A 17,103-nucleotide genomic window follows, 5' to 3' on the forward strand; every position below is an offset into this window, starting at 1 on the left:
GAGGAGAACGGTCCGATGGCCCTGGTCGTGGTGACCCACGCGGAGCGCCCCGAACTGTGGGACCGCATGCCGGAACGGTTCGCCGGCATCGTGCCCGAGTACAACCTGCACGGAGACGTCAACGACGCCTACTGGAACCGGCTGTTCGAAGAGTTCCCCGACTACCAGTTCGTCCTGTACGACGACGTGCGCGAGGTGGTGGCCGGCGCCGGACGCTCGCTGCCGCGCACCTGGGACGGCACGGCCGCCGACCTCGGCCCCGGCCTGGACGACTCCATCGCCCGGGCGTTCGCGGACCGCGCGGCGGGCCGGACCGCCGGCGCCCTGTGCGCGCTGGGCATCGAGGTCGCGGAGGACTACCAGCGCAAGGGGTTCTCCACCGTGCTCCTCGACGCGATGCGCCAAGTGGCGCGGCGGGCCGCCCTGGAGACGGTACTGGTACCGGTGCGGCCCACCTGGAAGGACCGGTACCCGCTGGTGCCGATCGAACGGTACGCGGGCTGGCGGCGCGCGGACGGGGCCCCGCTCGACCCGTGGATCCGCACCCAGGTGGGCGCCGGCGGCACGATCGCCGGAGCCTCGGAACAGTCGTCGCGGATCACCGGCACGGTGGCCGAATGGGAGCGCTGGACCGGCCTCGCCTTCCCGGAGGACGGCGACTACGTCTTCCCGGGAGGCCTCTCCACGCTGCGGATCGAGCGCGCGCGGGACCTCGGCTCGTACTGGGAGCCCGGGGTGTGGATCACCCACCCGGTCACGGCCGAGGACCTGTCGGAGGACTCGTCGGACGTCATGCCGGTGGTCACGCCGTAGGCAGCCGCTCCCCGGCCCTGACGGCCGTCCACGCGAAGGCGGACATGAGCCGCACCTCGTCCGGACCGGCCTCGGGGCGGCGCTCGGGCGGCAGACCGGCGGGGCCGGCGGTGGCCACCGCCGCCTCCCGCAGCCGGGCGAGGGCGGCCGGCGGGACGTCGCCGGGGTGGCCGGGGGCGTTGGGGGCGTTGGGACGTCCGGGGTCGCCGGGGTCGCCGGACAGCCGGCGGGCGGCCTCGGCCGCCTGCCGGCCGAGCAGGAGGCAGTGGATCCACAGCTCCTCGGCGAAGCTCCGGCCGAACCGCCGCGCCACCTCCGCCGCCAGGTCCTCGGGCATGTCCGCCGCCACCGCGTCGCGCACGGCCCGCTCCGGGATGCCGGTCGCCGGCAGGGCGTCGAGCCAGCGGTGGTGACCCCGTCCGCCGTCCGGGCCGTGCTCCTGGCCGACCAGCCGAACGTAGCCCTCGCCGTACCGCATGTACGGGATCCACCCCGGCTCCTCCAGGACGCGGCCCCGCTCCAGCAGCGGTGCGGCGTCGGCGGCGTCCACGGGGCAGACGGCGAGCCGGATCCCCTGGGTGGCATGGCCGTTGATGCTGCTGGTGCCGATGTGCTCCACCACGTTGGGCACGGCGATCAGACTCATCCGGCCGCGCTCGCGGAAGAAGACCGAGAAGAGCTCGTCGTCGTGGCGCTCGGCGCTGCCAGTGGCGAACCGGCGGAAGTCCTCCACCGTGTCGAGCGGCAGACAGACGGCGAGGGACGGCGTGAACTCGTCCGGCACCGCCCGCACCCAGGAGGCGCCGGCGAGCGCGGCGAGCCGCGCGGCGCCGCCGTTGCGCGCGTGCCAGTTGGTGTAGAACACCAGGGCCTCGTCGGGGAACCGGGTGGCCGCGCGGCCGACGAGCGCCACCATGTTCTCCGGGGCGGAGACGTCGTCCTGGACGACGAGGTGATGGCTCCCCCCGGAGTCCGCCGCCGCCCAGGCGACCAGGGCCGTCCGGAGCGCCGACGGCGGGCCGTCCGGCTCCGGATCGAGCGCCAGGCCGTCCAGCCCGAGCCGCTCGGCCAGCTCACGGGCCTGAACCAGGCGTACCGGGTGGGTCATGACCGCCGAACTCACGCGCACCGTCGGTACCACAGCTCTCCCTCGCTCCGGGGTCCTCGCGTCATGGTGGCAGGAGCCGCCCACGGCGGAAAGACCGCGACGCGACCTCGGCCGGTTTCCGCGGGGTCGGGGCCGGGAGCGGTGCCGGTGCCGGGCCGGGGTCAGGGCCCGTGGCGACCCCTCCAGTGCGAGGTCGCGCGAGGCTCGGCGTCCGTCCGGTGGGGCAGGTCGGCCTGCTGCGGCGGCCCGTCGCCGTCGTCCACCGACGGGCCCGCGGGCCGTCGCCGCGGTACGGCCAGGGCGAGGAGCGACAGCCAGCCGACCGCGAGGAGCCCGTCCAGGTACAAGGCGGCCACGAGCGGCGTCCGCCCGTCGACGTGCACGGCCACCACCGCACCGGTTCCGATCACGGCGGCAGCCCCAACGGTCAGACAGCGTACGGCCCTTCGCATTCCGCCTCCCATGTCGACCGGTCGTGCGGCAGCGAACCCGGCTGCTCGGGAGGAACAGTGAACGGCAGCCCGGGGCCTGCTGTGACGACGTATTCAGGACAGATTGGAGTAGACCAATAGTGATCACACGAACCATGTCGGGCGCATCGCGCGCGAGACCGGTGAACCTGGCGGGAGCGACGTTCCGGAGTCCGGGGGCAACGGTGCGCCGCCGACGGCCCGGGGGCTCGTCGGCGGTGTCACTCACGGTGGGTTCGCCCTCCGGTCCACTTGTGGACCGTGTCGCCGTCGGGCCGGTCGCCGAGGATCGGGTACGAGCCGGTGATGAGCAGCATGGGCATGTTTACCTCCCGTGTCCGATCGGGTGCCCATTGTTGCCCGGTGCTCGAACCGCCCCTGGTAGCCGAACCGGCGCGTCCGGGTCCGGGCGAAGGGCCCGGGCGCCCGACCATGGACGGCTCCGGCGCCGCGCGGGTCGGACCCTCCGAGGGTCCGGCGGCCGGCTGCGGCCGGTCTCCTACGGCAGCCGGGAGTGCTCGGCGCGGCTCTCGGTGATTCGATGACCGGCCGCGCCACCGGCGCGGCCGGCTCACCCGGGCCGCGGTGGCCGGAGTGCGCCGGGTCGCTCGCGCCGGCCCGACCCGGCTCACGCCGCCCGGTGCTGCGGGGCCCCCGGTTCACCACTTCTTCCGGGGCAATGCTCTGTGCACGCTTGATCTGCGGTGGTGGTGCTACGGCCTGACGCGGCGTCGGAGGCCTGCGGAATTCTCGCCGTACGGCCCGAGCGGCCTCGCCGAAAGAGGACCATCACACGCGACTCCTTCACAGCTCTTCCCCGAGAGAGGGTCTGCACAGTGCGCGAGAGGAACCATGAGCTCGTTCCCGCGGCCGGGACCGGAGCACCCCGTCGGGCGGGGCGGCATCCGATCGGTGTCGCGAGCGTGCTGGCAGTCGGCTGGACCGCGCTCTGCGGCCTGCTGCCGGCATCGGCCGCACCGCAAGCGCCCGGGGCACTCGCCGCACCCGGGCCCGTGGCCGAGGCGGCGGGCGGATCCCAGCTCTTCACCACGCCGGGTGACTCGTCCTTCACCGTCCCGGCCGGCGTGGAGACCCTGACGATCACGGCCTGGGGCGGGGGCGGATCCGGCGGGGCGGGCGGTGGCGGCGGAGGCGGTGGTGGAGGCGGGGGAGGGGCGAACGCCCGTAGCAGTGAAACGGGCGGCGGCGGTGGAGGGGGAGGCGGAGGCGGCGGAGGTGGCGGAGGCGGCCAGGGCGGGCAGGCCGGTTCCCTCGTCACCTGCCGGCTGCAGGTGACGAACCCGACGAGCGGCGCCACCGCCAAGGAGCTGACGATCCCGCATCAGGTCCAAGAGTTCTGTCGTCGGTGGGGCGGGCGGGGTGGGCGGCACGGGCGGCCCCGGAAACAACGACGACGGCTCGAGCGGCGGCAGTGGTGCGAACGGAGAGGAGTTCCCCAGGGTGGGGTTCCTGAGTGCGACCACCGTCCTGGCGCACATCGACATTCCCAGGTTCCCCTCCTTCACCGCCCCGGTCGTGAGGGCGCCCGACGGCAGCGGTGCGCACGCGGGCGGGCGAGGCTCGGGCGGCTCGGGCGGTGACGGAGCGGGAGGGTTCCTCGAAGGCTTCGCCTCGGGCGGGCCCGGCGGCAGCGCAGGCGCGGGCGGCTCAGGGCGGCCGGCGCCTCCCGACGCGGACGACGGGCCCTATTGCTTCCTGCAAGCGGCACAGGCCACCTTCGGGGCGGCCGGCGGCAATGGCGGCGCCGCTGAAACCGGACAGGCGGGCGACAACGGCCAGGGCCCCATTCAGGGCATCCCCGGCGGCACGGCCGGCGGCAAGGGGAGTCGAGGGGGCTTCCCCGGCGCGGGCGGCAAGGGCGGAGCGGCCACCGCCTTCGGCGGCCACGCGTTCGGTGCCGGCGGTGCGGGCGGCAGGGGCGGTACCGGCGGAGCGGGCGGCGACGGCGGCAAGGGCGGTACGTCCGGTGTCAACGGCGGCAGCCCGCAGGGCGGCGGCCCCGGCGCCAACGGCATGAGCGGGACGGACGGCGCGGCCGGCTCACCCGGGGCCGTACTCGTCCAGTGGTGACCGCACCGCCCGCCCGGGAGCGCCGCCGCCGCACCCGCTCGCGCCGGCTGTGCGGGCGGGGACACCTTCACGAGGCCTCGACCGAAGCCCGCCGGCGGAAGGCCAGGGCATGGGCCCTGTCCGGACCGCGGTGGACATGGAAAGTGGCTCGGGGCCGCTTCTCCGTCCCCGCGAACCGGATGGCCCGACTTTCCGACTTTCCGACTTCCCGCTCCGCGAAGGGCTCGGGCAAGGCAGGCTACTTGCACACCGTGGTGACGACCGGACAGCAACAGGGCGTCCGGAGCCCGGTGGCGCAGGGGACAACAGGGCGACCAGGGGTCGTACGGCCGACTTCCTCGTGCGGAGGTGGGTCCGGCTGCTGCGGCGTGCGAGGAGGGGCTTGTGCCTGGAACCGGGAGTACGAGTGACGAGGCGGGTGGGGGAGCGAGGGATGCGGCGGCGGGCGCGTCGCTCGCCGGGACCGCGCTCGTCGTCGCGGTCACCGTCATCGCGCTGTGGCTCGGGCTCCTCGCCTGGCTGGCCTTCAACGCCGAAGCGAGCGACGTCACCTGGTCACGTCTGCTCGTCGTCCTCGGGTCCGTGGAGGCGGTCGCGTTCGCGGCCGTCGGCGCCTTGTTCGGTACGACGATGCAGCGGCAGCGGGTGGCGGACCTGACGGCCCGCTCCGAAGCGGCCGAGGCCCGCGCGGACGCCAACGCGACAGCGGCCCTCAACGGCCACAGGCTGGCGGCGGCGGTCCAGGCGACCCGCACCCCCGGCGGCGGGCCGGACACGGAACAACTGTCGGCCGAAGGCCGGTCCGGCAAGGATCCCCTGCTCGAACTGGCCAACCGGCTGTTCCCGCACTGAGGCGTCGCCGTGCACAGCATCGGAAGGCTGGTGCGCGACGGCGAGCCCGTCGGGACCGCGTTCGTGCTCACCGCCGACGGGCTCGCCGCGACCGCCGCGCATGTCCTCGCGCCGCACCCGACCGCGCGATGGACCTTCGAGCCGATCACCGCGCCCGGAATCTCGTTCCCCGTCGACTGCTCGCCGCCCTCGGACAGCGCGACCGACGTGGCACTGATCCAGGTACGCGAAGCCGACGACTGGAAGCCGATGACGCTCGCCTCGCACACGCGCGCCACCCCCGGCGACCCGGTCCACCTCCGCGGATTCACCGTGTCCCGCGACTACGACTCCGGCGTCGGCCACTACGTCGGCACCACGGCGCAGAACGGCCGGGAATGGGTGAAAGTGAGCTGCCGACACGCCCAGCCGGGCATGAGCGGCGCACCCGTGCTGCTCACCGGGACGGGCAGCGTCATCGGCATCGTGTCGGCGCGCCTCAACGCGGGCAACTGGAACCGCGACACCGTGCTGCTCGCCCCGGCCGAGCGGCTCGTCGCGCTCGCCCCCGAGCGGCTGGGCCTCGCCGCGCCGGCCCATCGGTTCACCGGCGGCATCCTGCGGTTGTCCTGGCTGCGCGACGGCACGAAGGAACTCATCCTGGCAACCGACGACTTCAACGTCTCGCTCGGCCGCAACGCCCACAACCGGGTGTACCTGCCGGACCGGCGCGACAGCCGCTTCCACGGCCATCTCGCCCTGATCGGCACGACCTTGACCTACCGCCACCTGGGCTCGCACCCCGCGTTCCTGGTCGGCGCCACACGCCGGACGAGGCTCGCCAAGGGGGACTCCTGCCCGGTCGGGGACAAGGACCGGCTGAGCGTCGCGAGCGGAACGATGCTGGTGGAGTTCTCCGTACCCGACCTCTTCGACCCGAACGCGGACATGACGCCGGAGACACCCGAGTGAAAGGAAAAGCCCTACGGTGGACACCAGCACCGACCTGACGGCCGACGGACCGCACGAACCACCACCGGCCGCGGGCGCGCCCGCCGCCCTCGGCGAGGTGCTGTCCGGCCGCTGGTCGGTGGCCGAGATCCGCCGCGGCGGACAGGCCTGGGTGCTCGTCGTCGACGACCTCGAACTCGGAGGCCGCCGCGCGATCAAGACCCCGCTGTCCGGCACACTCGTCGGCGACGGCGAACTCGCGATGCTGCTCGGACTCGAACCGCACCCGCACATCGTCACCATGCTCGACGTCATCGATGTGCGCGGGCGGCCGGGCATCCTCCTCGACTACGCGCCCTCGACCCTGACCGACCTGATCCGGCTGCGGCACGGGAACGGACTCGCCGCAATCCTGCAGCAGGTGTGCGCCGGCATGGCCCACCTGTCCGAGGTCGTCGAGGTCGCGCACCTCGACCTCAAACCCTCGAACGTACTCATCGATGACAACGGTCGGGCCAAGGTCGCCGACTTCGGCCTGGCCCAGCGGGTGCGCATTCAGGACGGACGCTTCGCGAGCGCGCGCGGCGGCACCTGGGCGTACGCCGCGCCCGAGGTGCTGCGCCGGGAACCCAGCGACACCCGCGCCGACATCTTCTCCTTCGGCGTGCTCCTCTACGAAGCGTGCACCGGCAAACTCCCCTACCCCTTCGCCCTGGCGCCCGACCCGGTCGCCCAGCAGGCGCAGCTGCTGGACTACTACGCCTCCCCGGGCCCGGAACACCGGCAGGAAGAGCTCTACTACTGGGGGCAGTCGCAGCTGACCCAGGTACCCGTCACCCCGCCCGACGAGGGCATCAGCATCCTCCTGTCGAGCTGCCTGCAGCAGCACATGTCGGAGCGTCCGCAGTCGTTCCCCATGCTCGCCAGGATGCTCGCCAGAGCGGTCCACAGCCCACCGGTCGATGCCCCGGGGAGCCCCCTGCCCCGGATCGACCAGCAACGCAGAGCGCTCGCGCTGGCCCAGGCGCTGGTCCGGCTCGGCCGGTTCGACGAGGCCGTCAACCAGCTCAACCGGCTGCTGGCCGCACCACTGCCCCCGGCGCTCGCCGCGACCGTACGGCAGACGGCCGTGCATGCACTGATCGGGGCCGGGCGGCTTGCCGAAGCGGCCGAACTCACGGATTGGCGGTGATCGCCGTGCGGCGATTCGAACTGTCGGAATGGCAACGAGCGCCTCACCTCACGGACCTGCGGAACACGGTGGCAGGACTGCTGACGGAGGGACGGCACCGGACCGCGCTGGACGAGGTCCTGCGCCACCTGCGCCGTGATCCGGAGAACACCGACGCGCTCTTCGTGGCCCTCACGGTCCTCTGCCAGGGCCGCACGCCACGGCTCACGTCCCCCGAACCACCGACCGATGTGCAACGGGGGAGCGCACTGCTGGCGCCCGTCACGACGGAGTGCTCGGTCTGCCACGGCCGCTGGTACTCGACCCACACGATTGTCGACCAGGGTGGGGGCCTGAATCTGACGAACCCGGTCGGCCTGCAATGCCAGAGCTGCCGGTACACGCTGTGCAGGGACTGCTTGAGGGGGAAAGAGCAGCCCTCGTACACGGGCCCCGTGGACGCGGCGGAACCGGTGGGCGGCTACTGCGCAAACGCCGGCTGCGGACCCAAGCCCCTGACGACGCCCGTACTCCCCACCGGACGCCACGACGTGACGCCGACGGACCCCGACCGCATCGAAGGCGTGATCGTCGTCCGGGACGGCCCGATCCGCCCGACGACGGACGAAACCCTCGCCGTGGTGACCAAGTTCCTCCCCCTCCTCCCCGACGACGCGCCCCTCCTCCACATCCGCAGGGCCGCCCCCGGCACCATGAGCGACGACTCGACCCGCGACGGACTCGCCCACTCCCTGCTGCTCGACCTGGAACGCGAAGGCGTACTGGCCCCCGACGCGTGGGGACGCTCCACGCGCATGCACGTCCTGGCCGGCACCGCGCGGGACACCGACTACCTGATCACCGTGGTGCGCAAAGGAGACCGGCGCCCCTCCCCGGCCGCCCCGCAGGACGGCGCCCCACGGAGCACCTACACATACCTCCTGCAGATCCTCGCCACCAACGGCGCCTGGAGCCTGATCCTCGACCCGCACACCGGCAAACCCGCCGACGGCGCCCTCGGCGCCGTCTCGGCGCCCGCCGAGCTGCTGCCCGACATCGCCCAGGAAGTCATCAACCGATTCGGTGGCATGCCGTACCGCCGCCGTGTCGTGCTCTTCGAGGGAGACCGGACACAGCAGAAGCTCACCACGGACGACGTGTACGGCATCGTCATGGAAGGCGACGCATCCGTCCGCCCCTACTCCGAGGGTCCCGGCTGAGCCGTGCGGCCGGGGCGGGCACACCGGGGCGAAGGTGGGAGGCGGGGCCAGGGGCCGAGCCGATTAAGCTGAGTCGGTGACTCTTCAGCCGCCTAGTCCTCTCACGGCCGCAGCCGCACAGGCTCTCCACCGCCTGCACGGTGCCGACATCTCCGCCGGCATGAGCGAGCGGGAGCTGGACGCCGTGGAGGCACGGCTCGGCTTTCGGTTCGCTGCCGACCACCGGGTCTTCCTGGCGGCGGGGCTTCCGCTGGGGACTGGGTGGCCCGACTGGCGCGACGGCGATCCGGCCGTGCTGCGGGAGCGCCTCGACCGGCCGGTCGAGGGCACGCTCTTCGACGTCCGTCACAACGGCTTCTGGCATCCGGCGTGGGGCGAGCGGCCGCAGGAGGCCGAGGCCGCCGTGGGGATCGCGCGGTCCTTCCTGGCCGATGTCCCCCAGCTCGTCCCGGTCTTCGGCCACCGCTACCTGCCGGGGATTCCCGGACAGGTCGGACACCCGGTCCTGTCGGTCCACCAGACCGACATCATCCTCTACGGGGCCGATCTCACCGACTACCTCCGCCACGAGTTCGCCGGCCTGCCCGGGCAGTTGGACTCCGCCCGCGCCACTGTCCCTTTCTGGTCCTACGTCCTCGCGGAGAACAACGGCACCCCGCGTCCGGCCCTCTGCACGACGCCGTACGACCCCTGTGCCAGCACCTCGCGGGAGGCGCTCACCGACCTGCGGATGCTGGCTCTCGAACGCGTCCTGGGACGCCGCGTCGGCGCGGATCAGCTGATCCAGGCCGGCCTGGTCGCGCTCGTTCTGGATGTCGACACGCCCTCGCTGCGGTTGCTCGCCGGGCTCGGGCGTTCCGAGGAGCCGGAGGCGGCCCAGCTCTTCGACCAGGTGATGGACGAGCTCGATCTGCTGGCGGACGCCCCCACGGAGGAACGCGAGATCCGCTGGGAGCTCGCCCGCTGGTGGCTCACCCTGATCGTGAAGGGCAGCATGCACCCGGCCATCGGCGCCGACCTCCTGGGCCACGAGGTGTGGTCACCGCTCGGCCACCCCGACACGCTGCAGCCGATCGTCAGCGAGGGCGTCCAGTACGAGGATTGGAGCCCCGCCGTCGCTGAAACGAAGGACGCCATCGCCGCGAGGATCGTCGCCGAGGCCGCACGACTGCTCGCCGGCCCCTGGCCACCAGCCCTCTGACGTCTGTACCGCCGGTGCTACTTCTGCCAGCCGATGGTCTCGGGCAGCGGGCTGTAGAAGATGGTGGCACCGACGTTGGCGAGGCCCTTGCGGATGCCGTAGGTGGAGGGGCCGCTGTAGAGCGGCAGGAGGGCGTACTGCTGGAGGGCCTTCTGCTCGACCTTGTTGACGGCGGCGATCTGCTGGCCGAGGTCGGCGATCTCTCCGGTGGCGCGGATCTCCTTGTCCAGCTCGGGGGTGCCGGAGCCGGTGATGTTGGAGTCGCGGTCCGAGCAGTAGAAGTCGCACAGGTACCGCGCGCCGAAGGGGTCCGTCGAGCGGTTGCCGGAGATGAACAGGTCGAAGCGGCGGTCGCTGAGCACCTTGGAGAAGTCGTTCTCGGAGACCTTGTTGACGTCCACCTTCACGCCGACGGCCTTGAGCATCGCGGTGAACGCTCCGGCGGTGGCCTTCTCGATGGGGCCGTCGCCGAGCAGGGTGTAGCCGAGTTCGAGCTGCTTGCCGTCCTTGGCGCGGATGCCGTCGGCCCCGGGCTGCCAGCCGGCCGCGTCCAGGGTCTTCCGCGCCTCCTCCGGGTCGTACTTCAGCACGGCGGCGACGTTGTCCTGGTAGCCCTGCTGGAAGCTGTAGAGCACCGCCGAACCGGGCAGCGGCTCGGTGTAGTCGAGGCCCTGGAAGCGGATCTTCGCTATCTGCGTGCGGTCGATGCTCTCCTGCACCGCCTTGCGGACCTGGACGTCGCCGAGGAGCGGGGACTTGGTGTTGAGGTACAGCGCGTACTCGAAGGGACTGCCGCCGCTGCGGATCCCGGCGTCCTTGACCGTCTTCACCTGCTTGAGGTTCTCGGCGGTTCCGACGGGGGCGTAGTCGATTTCGCCGTTCTTGAAGGCGTTGATCGAGGCGGCGCTCTCCAGGTTGACGTAGACGCGCTTGTCGAGCTTGCCCGTCCGGCCCCACCAGGTGGGGTTGCGCACGAAGGTGATGTTGCCGGAGTGCTCGTCCCAGGTGCCCACGGTGTACGGTCCGGTGCCCCATTCGGGGTGGGCCGTCTTGACGTACGCCTTGTTGAAGTTGTCGACGGTGGCGGCCTGGGGGTGCAGGAAGGTGGTGAACAGCGCGGACCAGGAGGCGTTGACGCCCTTGAAGGCGATGACCGCCTGCTTGTCGTCCGCGCCCCGGGTGACGGAGGTGATGCGGTCGTAGCCGTCGGTGGAGGCGGCCGCGTAGTCCTTGTCCGAGCCGTTGTTGGCCTTCCAGGTGGCCTCGATGGCCCGCCAGTCGATCGGGGTGCCGTCGTTGAACACGGCCTTGGGGTTGAGGGTGATGACGACCTTCTGGTCGCCGCCCTCGACGGTGACCTTCACGTCGCTGTAGTAGTCCGGGTTGTACTGGACCTCGCCGGTGGGCGAGTAGGTGATGGCGTCGGCGTTGTACCAGGACCAGATCCGCAGCGCGTTCAGGGTGCCGTTGACGTTGAAGGGGTTGCCCTGCTCGTCGAAGGTTCCCGCGGTGGTGTAGGTGCCGCCGTCCTTGATGTTCTCGTACGGCTGGGGGTTGTAGTCGGTGACGGAGGACGCGACCTGGGCGGTGTTCTTGGCGTCCTGCCCGGGGGAGCCGCCGGGGGAGCCGCCGGAGGAGGACGAGGAGGAGCACGCGGTGGCGGCGACCGAGACGGCCGCGGCGAGCGCGAGGGGCAGGGCGAGCTTGCGACGCATGGGATGTCCTTGGTGGGAATCGGTGAGAAGGGGAGGGGAGGGAAGGGAAAGGGGGAGAAGGCGCGGGTGTCAGACCGCGTGGCAGGCGTACTGGTGGTCGGAGCCGTCCGGGGTGCCGACGGTCGCCGGCCGTTCGGTGCGGCAGCGCGTCCGTACGCTCTCGTCGGCCGCCCGGTGGAGCGGGCAGCGGTCGACGAACACGCAGCCCTGCGGCAGCCGGGCGGCGCTGGGCTGCTCGCCCGCGAGGACGATGCGCTCGCGGTGGCGCTCGCGTTCCGGGTCGGGAATCGGGATCGCCGACAGCAGGGCCTTCGTGTACGGGTGCCGGGGCCGGGCGAAGATCTCCTCGGTGGCGCCGGATTCGACGATGTGTCCGAGGTACATCACCGCGATGCGGTCGGAGAAGTAGCGCACCACGGCCAGGTCGTGCGCCACCACCAGGTAGGCCAGGCCCAGTTCGCGCTTCAGCCGGGCGAGCAGGTTGATGATCTCGGCCTGCACGGAGACGTCCAGGGCGGACAGCGGCTCGTCCAGGACCAGCAGCCTCGGCTCGCGGGCCAGGGCGCGGGCGATGCCGACGCGCTGGCGCTGGCCGCCGGACAGGGCGGCGGGGAAGCGGTCGCCCATGGCGCGGTCCAGGCCCACCAGGTCGAGGAGCCGGGGGACCCGGGAGCGGATGGTCGTTCGGTCGGCGCCGGCGGCCTGGAGCGGTTCGGCCAGCAGGTCGAAGACGGTCAGCCGGGGGTCCAGGGCGTCCGTCGGATCCTGGAGGACGATCTGGACCTCGCGCCGCAGCTCGCGCACCTGGGCGGCCGACCGCAGCGTGGCGACGTCGGTTCCGGCCACCTCGATGCGTCCGCCCTCGGGGGCGCGCAGCCGCAGCACCTCGCGCAGCGTGGTGGTCTTGCCGCTGCCGGACTCCCCGACCAGGCCCAGGGTTTCGCCCGCGCGCAGTTCGAAGCTGACGTGGTTGACCGCGTGCAGGGTCCCCACCCGGCGCTTGAGCAGGGCCCCCTTGGTGACGGGGAAGGTCTTGACCAGGTCCTCGACGCGCAGGACCACGTCGCCGGCGGTCCGTTCCGCGGACGCGGCCGGTGGCACGGGGGCGGCCGCCCCGACCGGGTCGAGGCTTCCGTCGGCGATCTCCTGCGCGCGGTGGCAGGCGGCGCGCCCGGGCTGCCCGGCCGGCGTGGTCGAGCCCGGTGCGGTCGAGCCCGGTGCGGTCAGGTCCGGCGTGGTCGAGCCCGGTGCGGTCAGGTCCGGCGTGGTCGAGCCCGGCGTGGCCAGGTCCGGCGTGGTCAGGACCGTTGCGGTCAGGTCCGGTTCGGTGGTCCGGCACACGTCCCGGGCCACCGCGCAGCGGGGCGCGAAGGGGCAGCCGCCGGGCAGGCCGACCAGGGACGGCGGTTCTCCGCCGACCGGGAGCAGGGGCCGTTGGACGCCGCCGTCCACGGTCGGAATGCTGGCCAGCAGGCGGGCGGTGTAGGGCATCGTCGGACGGCGGAAGAGCTCGTCGACGCTCGCGTGCTCGACGATCCGTCCGGCGTACATGACGGCGACGTCGTCGGCGTGGCCGGCCACCACGCCCAGGTCGTGGGTGATCAGGACGAGACCGGCGCCGGTCTCGCGCTGGGCCAGGCGCAGCACGTCGAGGATCTGGGCCTGGACGGTGACGTCGAGCGCGGTGGTGGGCTCGTCGGCGACGAGTACCGAGGGCTTGTTGGCGATGGCCAGCGCGATGACGACGCGTTGGCGCATGCCGCCGGAGAACTCGTGCGGGAACGCCTTGGCGCGTTCGCGCGGGTCGGGGATGCCGACCAGGTCGAGCAGTTCCACCGCCTGCTCCCAGGCGTCCTTCCTGGACAGCTCCCGGTGCACGCGCAGGGCCTCGGAGAGCAGGCGGCCGACGCTGAAGATGGGTGTGAGCGCGGACATCGGGTCCTGGAAGACCATGCCGATGTCCTTGCCGCGCACCCGGGAGAGCTCCTTGTCGTCCATGGCCGCCAGGTCGCGGCCGCCCAGCAGGATTCGGCCGCCGAGCCGCGCGGTGGGCGGCAGGAGGCCCATGACGGCGAGGGCGGTGGCGGACTTGCCGGAGCCGGACTCGCCGACGATGCCCAGGGTGCGCCCGGGCAGGAGGTCGAAGTCGACGCCGCGCACGGCCTCCACCGGTCCGGCCTCGGAGGGGAAGGAGACGCGCAGGTCACGGACGGACAGGACAGGTGCGGGGCCGACGGGCTCGACGGACCCGGTGGGCCCGGCCGTGGGCGCGGTGCGGTGGGCGGGTGCGAGGGTCATCGTCGGCCTCCGGCCGCGCCGGTGGTGGACGTGGGGTCGAGGGCGTCGCGCAGGCCGTCGCCGACGAAGGTCATCGAGACGGTGAGCAGTACGGTCAGCCCGGCGGGGAAGGCGAAGAGCCAGGGGGCGCTGGTGATGGTGCCCGCGCCGTCGGCGAGCATCGTGCCCAGCGACACGTCGGGGGTCTGGACGCCGAAGCCGAGGAAGGACAGGGCGGTCTCGCTTAGCACGGTGGAGACCACGCCCAGGGTGAGGTTGACGATGAGCAGGGAGCCCAGGTTGGGGATGATGTGGCGCACCACGATGCGCAGGGGGCGCACGCCCATGAACTCCGCGGCGCGCACGTAGTCGCGCTCGCGCAGGGACGTCGACACCGACCAGACCACGCGGGCGGTGGACATCCAGCCGAACACCGTCAGGACGAGGACGAGGACCCGCCAGTCGCCCGCCAGCCGGTGCGAGACCAGGGCGAGGATCAGGAAGGAGGGCACGATCAGCAGGAAGTGGATGAGGGCGAGGGTGGCCTTCTCCACCCGGCCCCCGAAGTAGGCGGCGCCCGCGCCGACGACCGCGGCGATGGCGACGGTCAGCAGGGAGACGGTCACCGCGATCACCAGTGAGCGCTGGAGGCCGTGCACGGCGGCGGCGTAGACGTCGTTGCCGCCCTGGTTGGTGCCGAACCAGTGCTCGGCGCCGGGGGACTGGGTCAGGGCGGAGAAGTCGGTGTCCGCGTAGCCGTACGGGGTGAACAGGTCGCCGAGCGCGCTGAACAGCACGAGCAGCAGGAAGATCACCACGCCGGCGACGGCGGTCCGGTTGCGCAGGAAGCGCCGCAGGTAGAGGCGGCGCCGGCCCAGGTAGCGACCGTCGTGCCGGTCGTGCCGGTCGTGCCGGTCGTGCCCGTCGTGCACGCCTCGCCCGTCGTGTCCGTCCCGTCCGTCGTGCACGTCCCGCCCGTCCTGCTCGGTGAGCAGCGGACCGGCGGCCGGCCCGGGTGCGGTGGCCGGGACGCCTTCGGCGGTCGCGTCGGGACTCACAGGGGTCACAGGGGTACTCATCTCAGCTCACCCGCACTCTCGGGTCGAGAAGAACGGTGGTGATGTCCGCGAGGATCGCGCCGACCGCGGTCAGGGCGGCGGCGAAGGCGGCGGTCGCCACGGTGCCGTGCACGTCGTTCTTGCTGATGGTCTGGATGAAGTACTGGCCCATGCCGTTCCAGCCGAAGATCGTCTCCGTGAGGACCGCGCCGGTGAAGACGGCCGGGATGCTGAAGGCCACGGACTGGGCGGTGGGGATCAGGGCGGTGCGCAGGGCGTGCCGGCGGATCGCCTGGGCGCGGGTGAGCCCGGTGGCCCGGGCGGTGCGCACGAAGTCGGAGCCGATGACGTCCAGCAGCAGGGAGCGCTGGGTGAGGTGGTAGCCCACGTACCCCGTCAGGGTGAGCGTCAGCGTCGGCAGGATCAGGTGCAGCAGCCGGTCGCCGATCGTCGCCCAGAACCCTTCCACGTCGGGCGAGTTCTCTCCCGCGACGTACAGGAAGTGCCAGCCCGCCTGTTCGTTCAGCCGGATGGCCAGCAGCACCAGGGCGAGGGCGGCGATGGACACCGGGACGTTGAAGAGCGCCATGGACAGGGCCTGGGCGGCCCGGTCCCGCCAGCCGTACTGGCGCGAGGCGGTGTGGACCGCGAGCGCGACGCCGACGACGACGGACAGGACCGTCGCGCCGATCACCAGTTCGGCGCTGACCAGGGAGCGGTAGCCGATCTCCCCGTTCACCCGGACCCCGACGGGGGAGCGGCCCCAGTCGAAGCGCAGGACCACCCCGGTCAGCCAGTCCCACCAGCGGTGGAGCAGCGGCTCGTGCGGGTCGAGGTTGTAGGGGGCCAGGGCCCGGGAGATCTGCTCCTCGGTGCGGACCGGGCGCAGCTCCTTGAAGTTCGAGCGCGGGTCGAGGAACCAACTGGCCAGGAAATAGGTGGCGTTGGTGGCCACGGCGATCACCAGGAGCCAGCCCGCCGCCCTGCGTGTCACATACCGGAGCACGGACGGCACCTCCCCACCGGATGCGGCGGGTGCGGCTGGGGAGCGCCGGGTCTGGGGGAACTGGGCATGCGGATGGAACTTCCTCGATCCAAGGGGTGGCTGCACGACCGTGCAGAAGCCAGTCTGTGTGCGAGCGACAGGTGGCACCAGGGATCAGGGCATGTGGACACGAAGACGAAACGCCCCCGCAGCACGCGGAGGTGTTCGCGTCACATTTCGTCGAATTCGCAGGTGGGAGAGGCCGCAGCGGCTGCCGAGGAACTCTCTGTTCCCGCACCTCGGCGGAGCTGCTCAGGGCCTGTCGCGAAGTGGGGTGTGAGCCTGTGGCAAGATCACGGGATGCTGCGACTCACCGATTTCATTATCGACTGCCCGGACACGATGAAGCTGGCGGCTTTCTACTCCGAGGTGACGGGCCGTCCGATCAAGGAAGGCAGCTCCGAGGACTGGGCCGGCATCCAGTTCGGCGAGATCGAGCTGGCATTCATCCGGGTGGAGGACTACCGCGCTCCGCAGTGGCCCGACAGCGAGCACCCCAAGCAGTTCCACCTCGACTTCGAAGTGGACGAGATCGAGTCCGAGCAGCGCCGCGTCCTCGACCTCGGCGCGACGCTGAGGCAGGACTTCATCGGCCCCAACGGCTACGGCTGGCAGGTCTACACCGACCCGATCGGCCACCCCTTCTGCCTGTGCCGCAACAAGGGCGTCATCTGGACCGACCAGGGCCCGATCTGGCCCAAGCACGACTAGGCCCTCTCTTTCGGATCACGCCAGGCGGTCGCCGCCGGAGCACGCACCTCGCCGGCTTGTCGTCGGTCGCCGATGCTCCGCATGGACTCCCTCCTCCGCACCGCCGATGCACGCACTCCAACGACGCCCACTGGTCCGACGTGATCCGAAAGAGAGGGCCTGACGCGGCTTTGGTGAAGTTGGCTGCTGATCCTTTGATGACCGGGACCGCTCAGCCAGGGGCTCGGGACCGCAACGACCTCGGGCGCGCCGCGCGACCTGTCCCGGCACACCCGCGAGGAGCTGGACGAGGTCGCCGCCGAACTCAACAGCCGCCCACGCGAGGCGCGGGGGCCGGGGGCCCCCCCCCCCCCCCCCCGCGCCCCCCCGGCGCGCCCCCCCCCCCCCCCCGCCCGCCCTGGCTCCCCCCGCTCTACCACGCCCCCGGCAGACGGAACAGGC

14 protein-coding genes are annotated in these 17,103 nt (G+C 72.3%); 8 read left to right on the forward strand and 6 right to left on the reverse strand.

The window, feature by feature from the left end; all coding sequences use genetic code 11:
- Nucleotides 1-15 precede the first annotated feature (15 nt).
- Nucleotides 16-813 (forward strand): N-acetyltransferase, encoded by a 798-nt coding sequence (locus ACFVUY_RS26350; RefSeq protein WP_387733826.1) that lies wholly within the window; start codon nt 16-18, stop codon nt 811-813.
- Here ACFVUY_RS26350 and ACFVUY_RS26355 read toward each other — a convergent pair.
- Together ACFVUY_RS26355 and ACFVUY_RS26360 are read right to left on the reverse strand one after the other, a co-directional pair.
- The gene (locus ACFVUY_RS26355; RefSeq protein ID WP_387733829.1) at nt 803-1,936 is read right to left on the reverse strand and encodes a hypothetical protein; all 1,134 of its coding nucleotides are present in this window, start codon (nt 1,934-1,936) and stop codon (nt 803-805) included. The genes ACFVUY_RS26350 and ACFVUY_RS26355 overlap by 11 nt on opposite strands.
- A gap of 146 nt (nt 1,937-2,082) precedes the next feature.
- Entirely contained in the window at nt 2,083-2,331 is a 249-nt protein-coding gene (locus tag ACFVUY_RS26360) for a hypothetical protein (RefSeq protein WP_387733832.1), read from the reverse strand.
- A 1,521-nt stretch (nt 2,332-3,852) separates the two neighbouring features.
- Here ACFVUY_RS26360 and ACFVUY_RS26365 point away from each other — a divergent pair.
- The 6 genes from ACFVUY_RS26365 (at nt 3,853) to ACFVUY_RS26390 (ending at nt 9,856) form a co-directional block, all read left to right on the forward strand.
- The gene (locus ACFVUY_RS26365) at nt 3,853-4,482 is read left to right on the forward strand and encodes a hypothetical protein (protein WP_387733835.1); all 630 of its coding nucleotides are present in this window, start codon (nt 3,853-3,855) and stop codon (nt 4,480-4,482) included.
- Between the two features lie 384 nt (nt 4,483-4,866).
- Complete coding sequence (locus ACFVUY_RS26370) at nt 4,867-5,334, forward strand: hypothetical protein (RefSeq protein WP_387733837.1); 468 nt, start codon at nt 4,867-4,869, stop codon at nt 5,332-5,334.
- 9 nt (nt 5,335-5,343) lie between these two features.
- Nucleotides 5,344-6,285, forward strand: coding sequence for a trypsin-like peptidase domain-containing protein (locus ACFVUY_RS26375; RefSeq protein ID WP_387733840.1), 942 nt, complete (start codon nt 5,344-5,346; stop codon nt 6,283-6,285).
- A gap of 16 nt (nt 6,286-6,301) precedes the next feature.
- A complete protein-coding gene (locus ACFVUY_RS26380; RefSeq protein ID WP_387733844.1) occupies nt 6,302-7,456 on the forward strand; it encodes a serine/threonine-protein kinase in 1,155 nt (384 codons plus the stop codon).
- A complete protein-coding gene (locus ACFVUY_RS26385; RefSeq protein WP_387733846.1) occupies nt 7,453-8,655 on the forward strand; it encodes a hypothetical protein in 1,203 nt (400 codons plus the stop codon). The genes ACFVUY_RS26380 and ACFVUY_RS26385 overlap by 4 nt, the downstream gene beginning before the upstream one ends.
- A gap of 160 nt (nt 8,656-8,815) precedes the next feature.
- A complete protein-coding gene (locus ACFVUY_RS26390) occupies nt 8,816-9,856 on the forward strand; it encodes a hypothetical protein (RefSeq protein ID WP_387733848.1) in 1,041 nt (346 codons plus the stop codon).
- A gap of 17 nt (nt 9,857-9,873) precedes the next feature.
- Here the strand turns inward: ACFVUY_RS26390 and ACFVUY_RS26395 are convergent, their stop codons facing one another.
- The 4 genes from ACFVUY_RS26395 to ACFVUY_RS26410 form a co-directional block, all read right to left on the reverse strand.
- Nucleotides 9,874-11,571, reverse strand: a complete 1,698-nt coding sequence (locus ACFVUY_RS26395; RefSeq protein ID WP_387733850.1) for an ABC transporter family substrate-binding protein — start codon at nt 11,569-11,571, stop codon at nt 9,874-9,876.
- Between the two features lie 69 nt (nt 11,572-11,640).
- Nucleotides 11,641-13,869 (reverse strand): dipeptide ABC transporter ATP-binding protein, encoded by a 2,229-nt coding sequence (locus ACFVUY_RS26400; protein ID WP_387733852.1) that lies wholly within the window; start codon nt 13,867-13,869, stop codon nt 11,641-11,643.
- The gene (locus tag ACFVUY_RS26405; protein ID WP_387733854.1) at nt 13,866-14,915 is read right to left on the reverse strand and encodes an ABC transporter permease; all 1,050 of its coding nucleotides are present in this window, start codon (nt 14,913-14,915) and stop codon (nt 13,866-13,868) included. Before ACFVUY_RS26405 ends, ACFVUY_RS26400 begins: the two co-directional genes overlap by 4 nt.
- Before the next feature lie 13 nt (nt 14,916-14,928).
- Nucleotides 14,929-15,912 carry an ABC transporter permease gene (locus ACFVUY_RS26410; RefSeq protein ID WP_387692122.1) on the reverse strand — a complete coding sequence of 328 codons (984 nt, stop codon included), beginning with the start codon at nt 15,910-15,912 and terminating at the stop codon, nt 14,929-14,931.
- A 339-nt stretch (nt 15,913-16,251) separates the two neighbouring features.
- On the opposite strand from ACFVUY_RS26410, the gene ACFVUY_RS26415 reads away from it, so the two are divergent.
- Nucleotides 16,252-16,662 (forward strand): VOC family protein, encoded by a 411-nt coding sequence (locus ACFVUY_RS26415; protein ID WP_387733857.1) that lies wholly within the window; start codon nt 16,252-16,254, stop codon nt 16,660-16,662.
- Nucleotides 16,663-17,103 lie beyond the last annotated feature (441 nt).

This window comes from Kitasatospora sp. NPDC058063 (assembly GCF_042885395.1).
Taxonomy (GTDB): Bacteria; Actinomycetota; Actinomycetes; order Streptomycetales; family Streptomycetaceae; genus Kitasatospora; species Kitasatospora lactacystinica.

What these genes read in the sequence shown, in the direction of transcription:
- ACFVUY_RS26390 (WP_387733848.1), top strand. Translation starts at nt 8,816, where the DNA reads ATGAGCGAGCGGGAGCTGGACGCCGTGGAGGCACGGCTCGGCTTTCGG.
- ACFVUY_RS26395 (WP_387733850.1), bottom strand. Translation starts at nt 11,571, where the DNA reads ATGCGTCGCAAGCTCGCCCTGCCCCTCGCGCTCGCCGCGGCCGTCTCG.
- ACFVUY_RS26415 (WP_387733857.1), top strand. Translation starts at nt 16,252, where the DNA reads ATGCTGCGACTCACCGATTTCATTATCGACTGCCCGGACACGATGAAG.
- ACFVUY_RS26350 (WP_387733826.1), top strand. Translation starts at nt 16, where the DNA reads ATGGCCCTGGTCGTGGTGACCCACGCGGAGCGCCCCGAACTGTGGGAC.
- ACFVUY_RS26400 (WP_387733852.1), bottom strand. Translation starts at nt 13,869, where the DNA reads ATGACCCTCGCACCCGCCCACCGCACCGCGCCCACGGCCGGGCCCACC.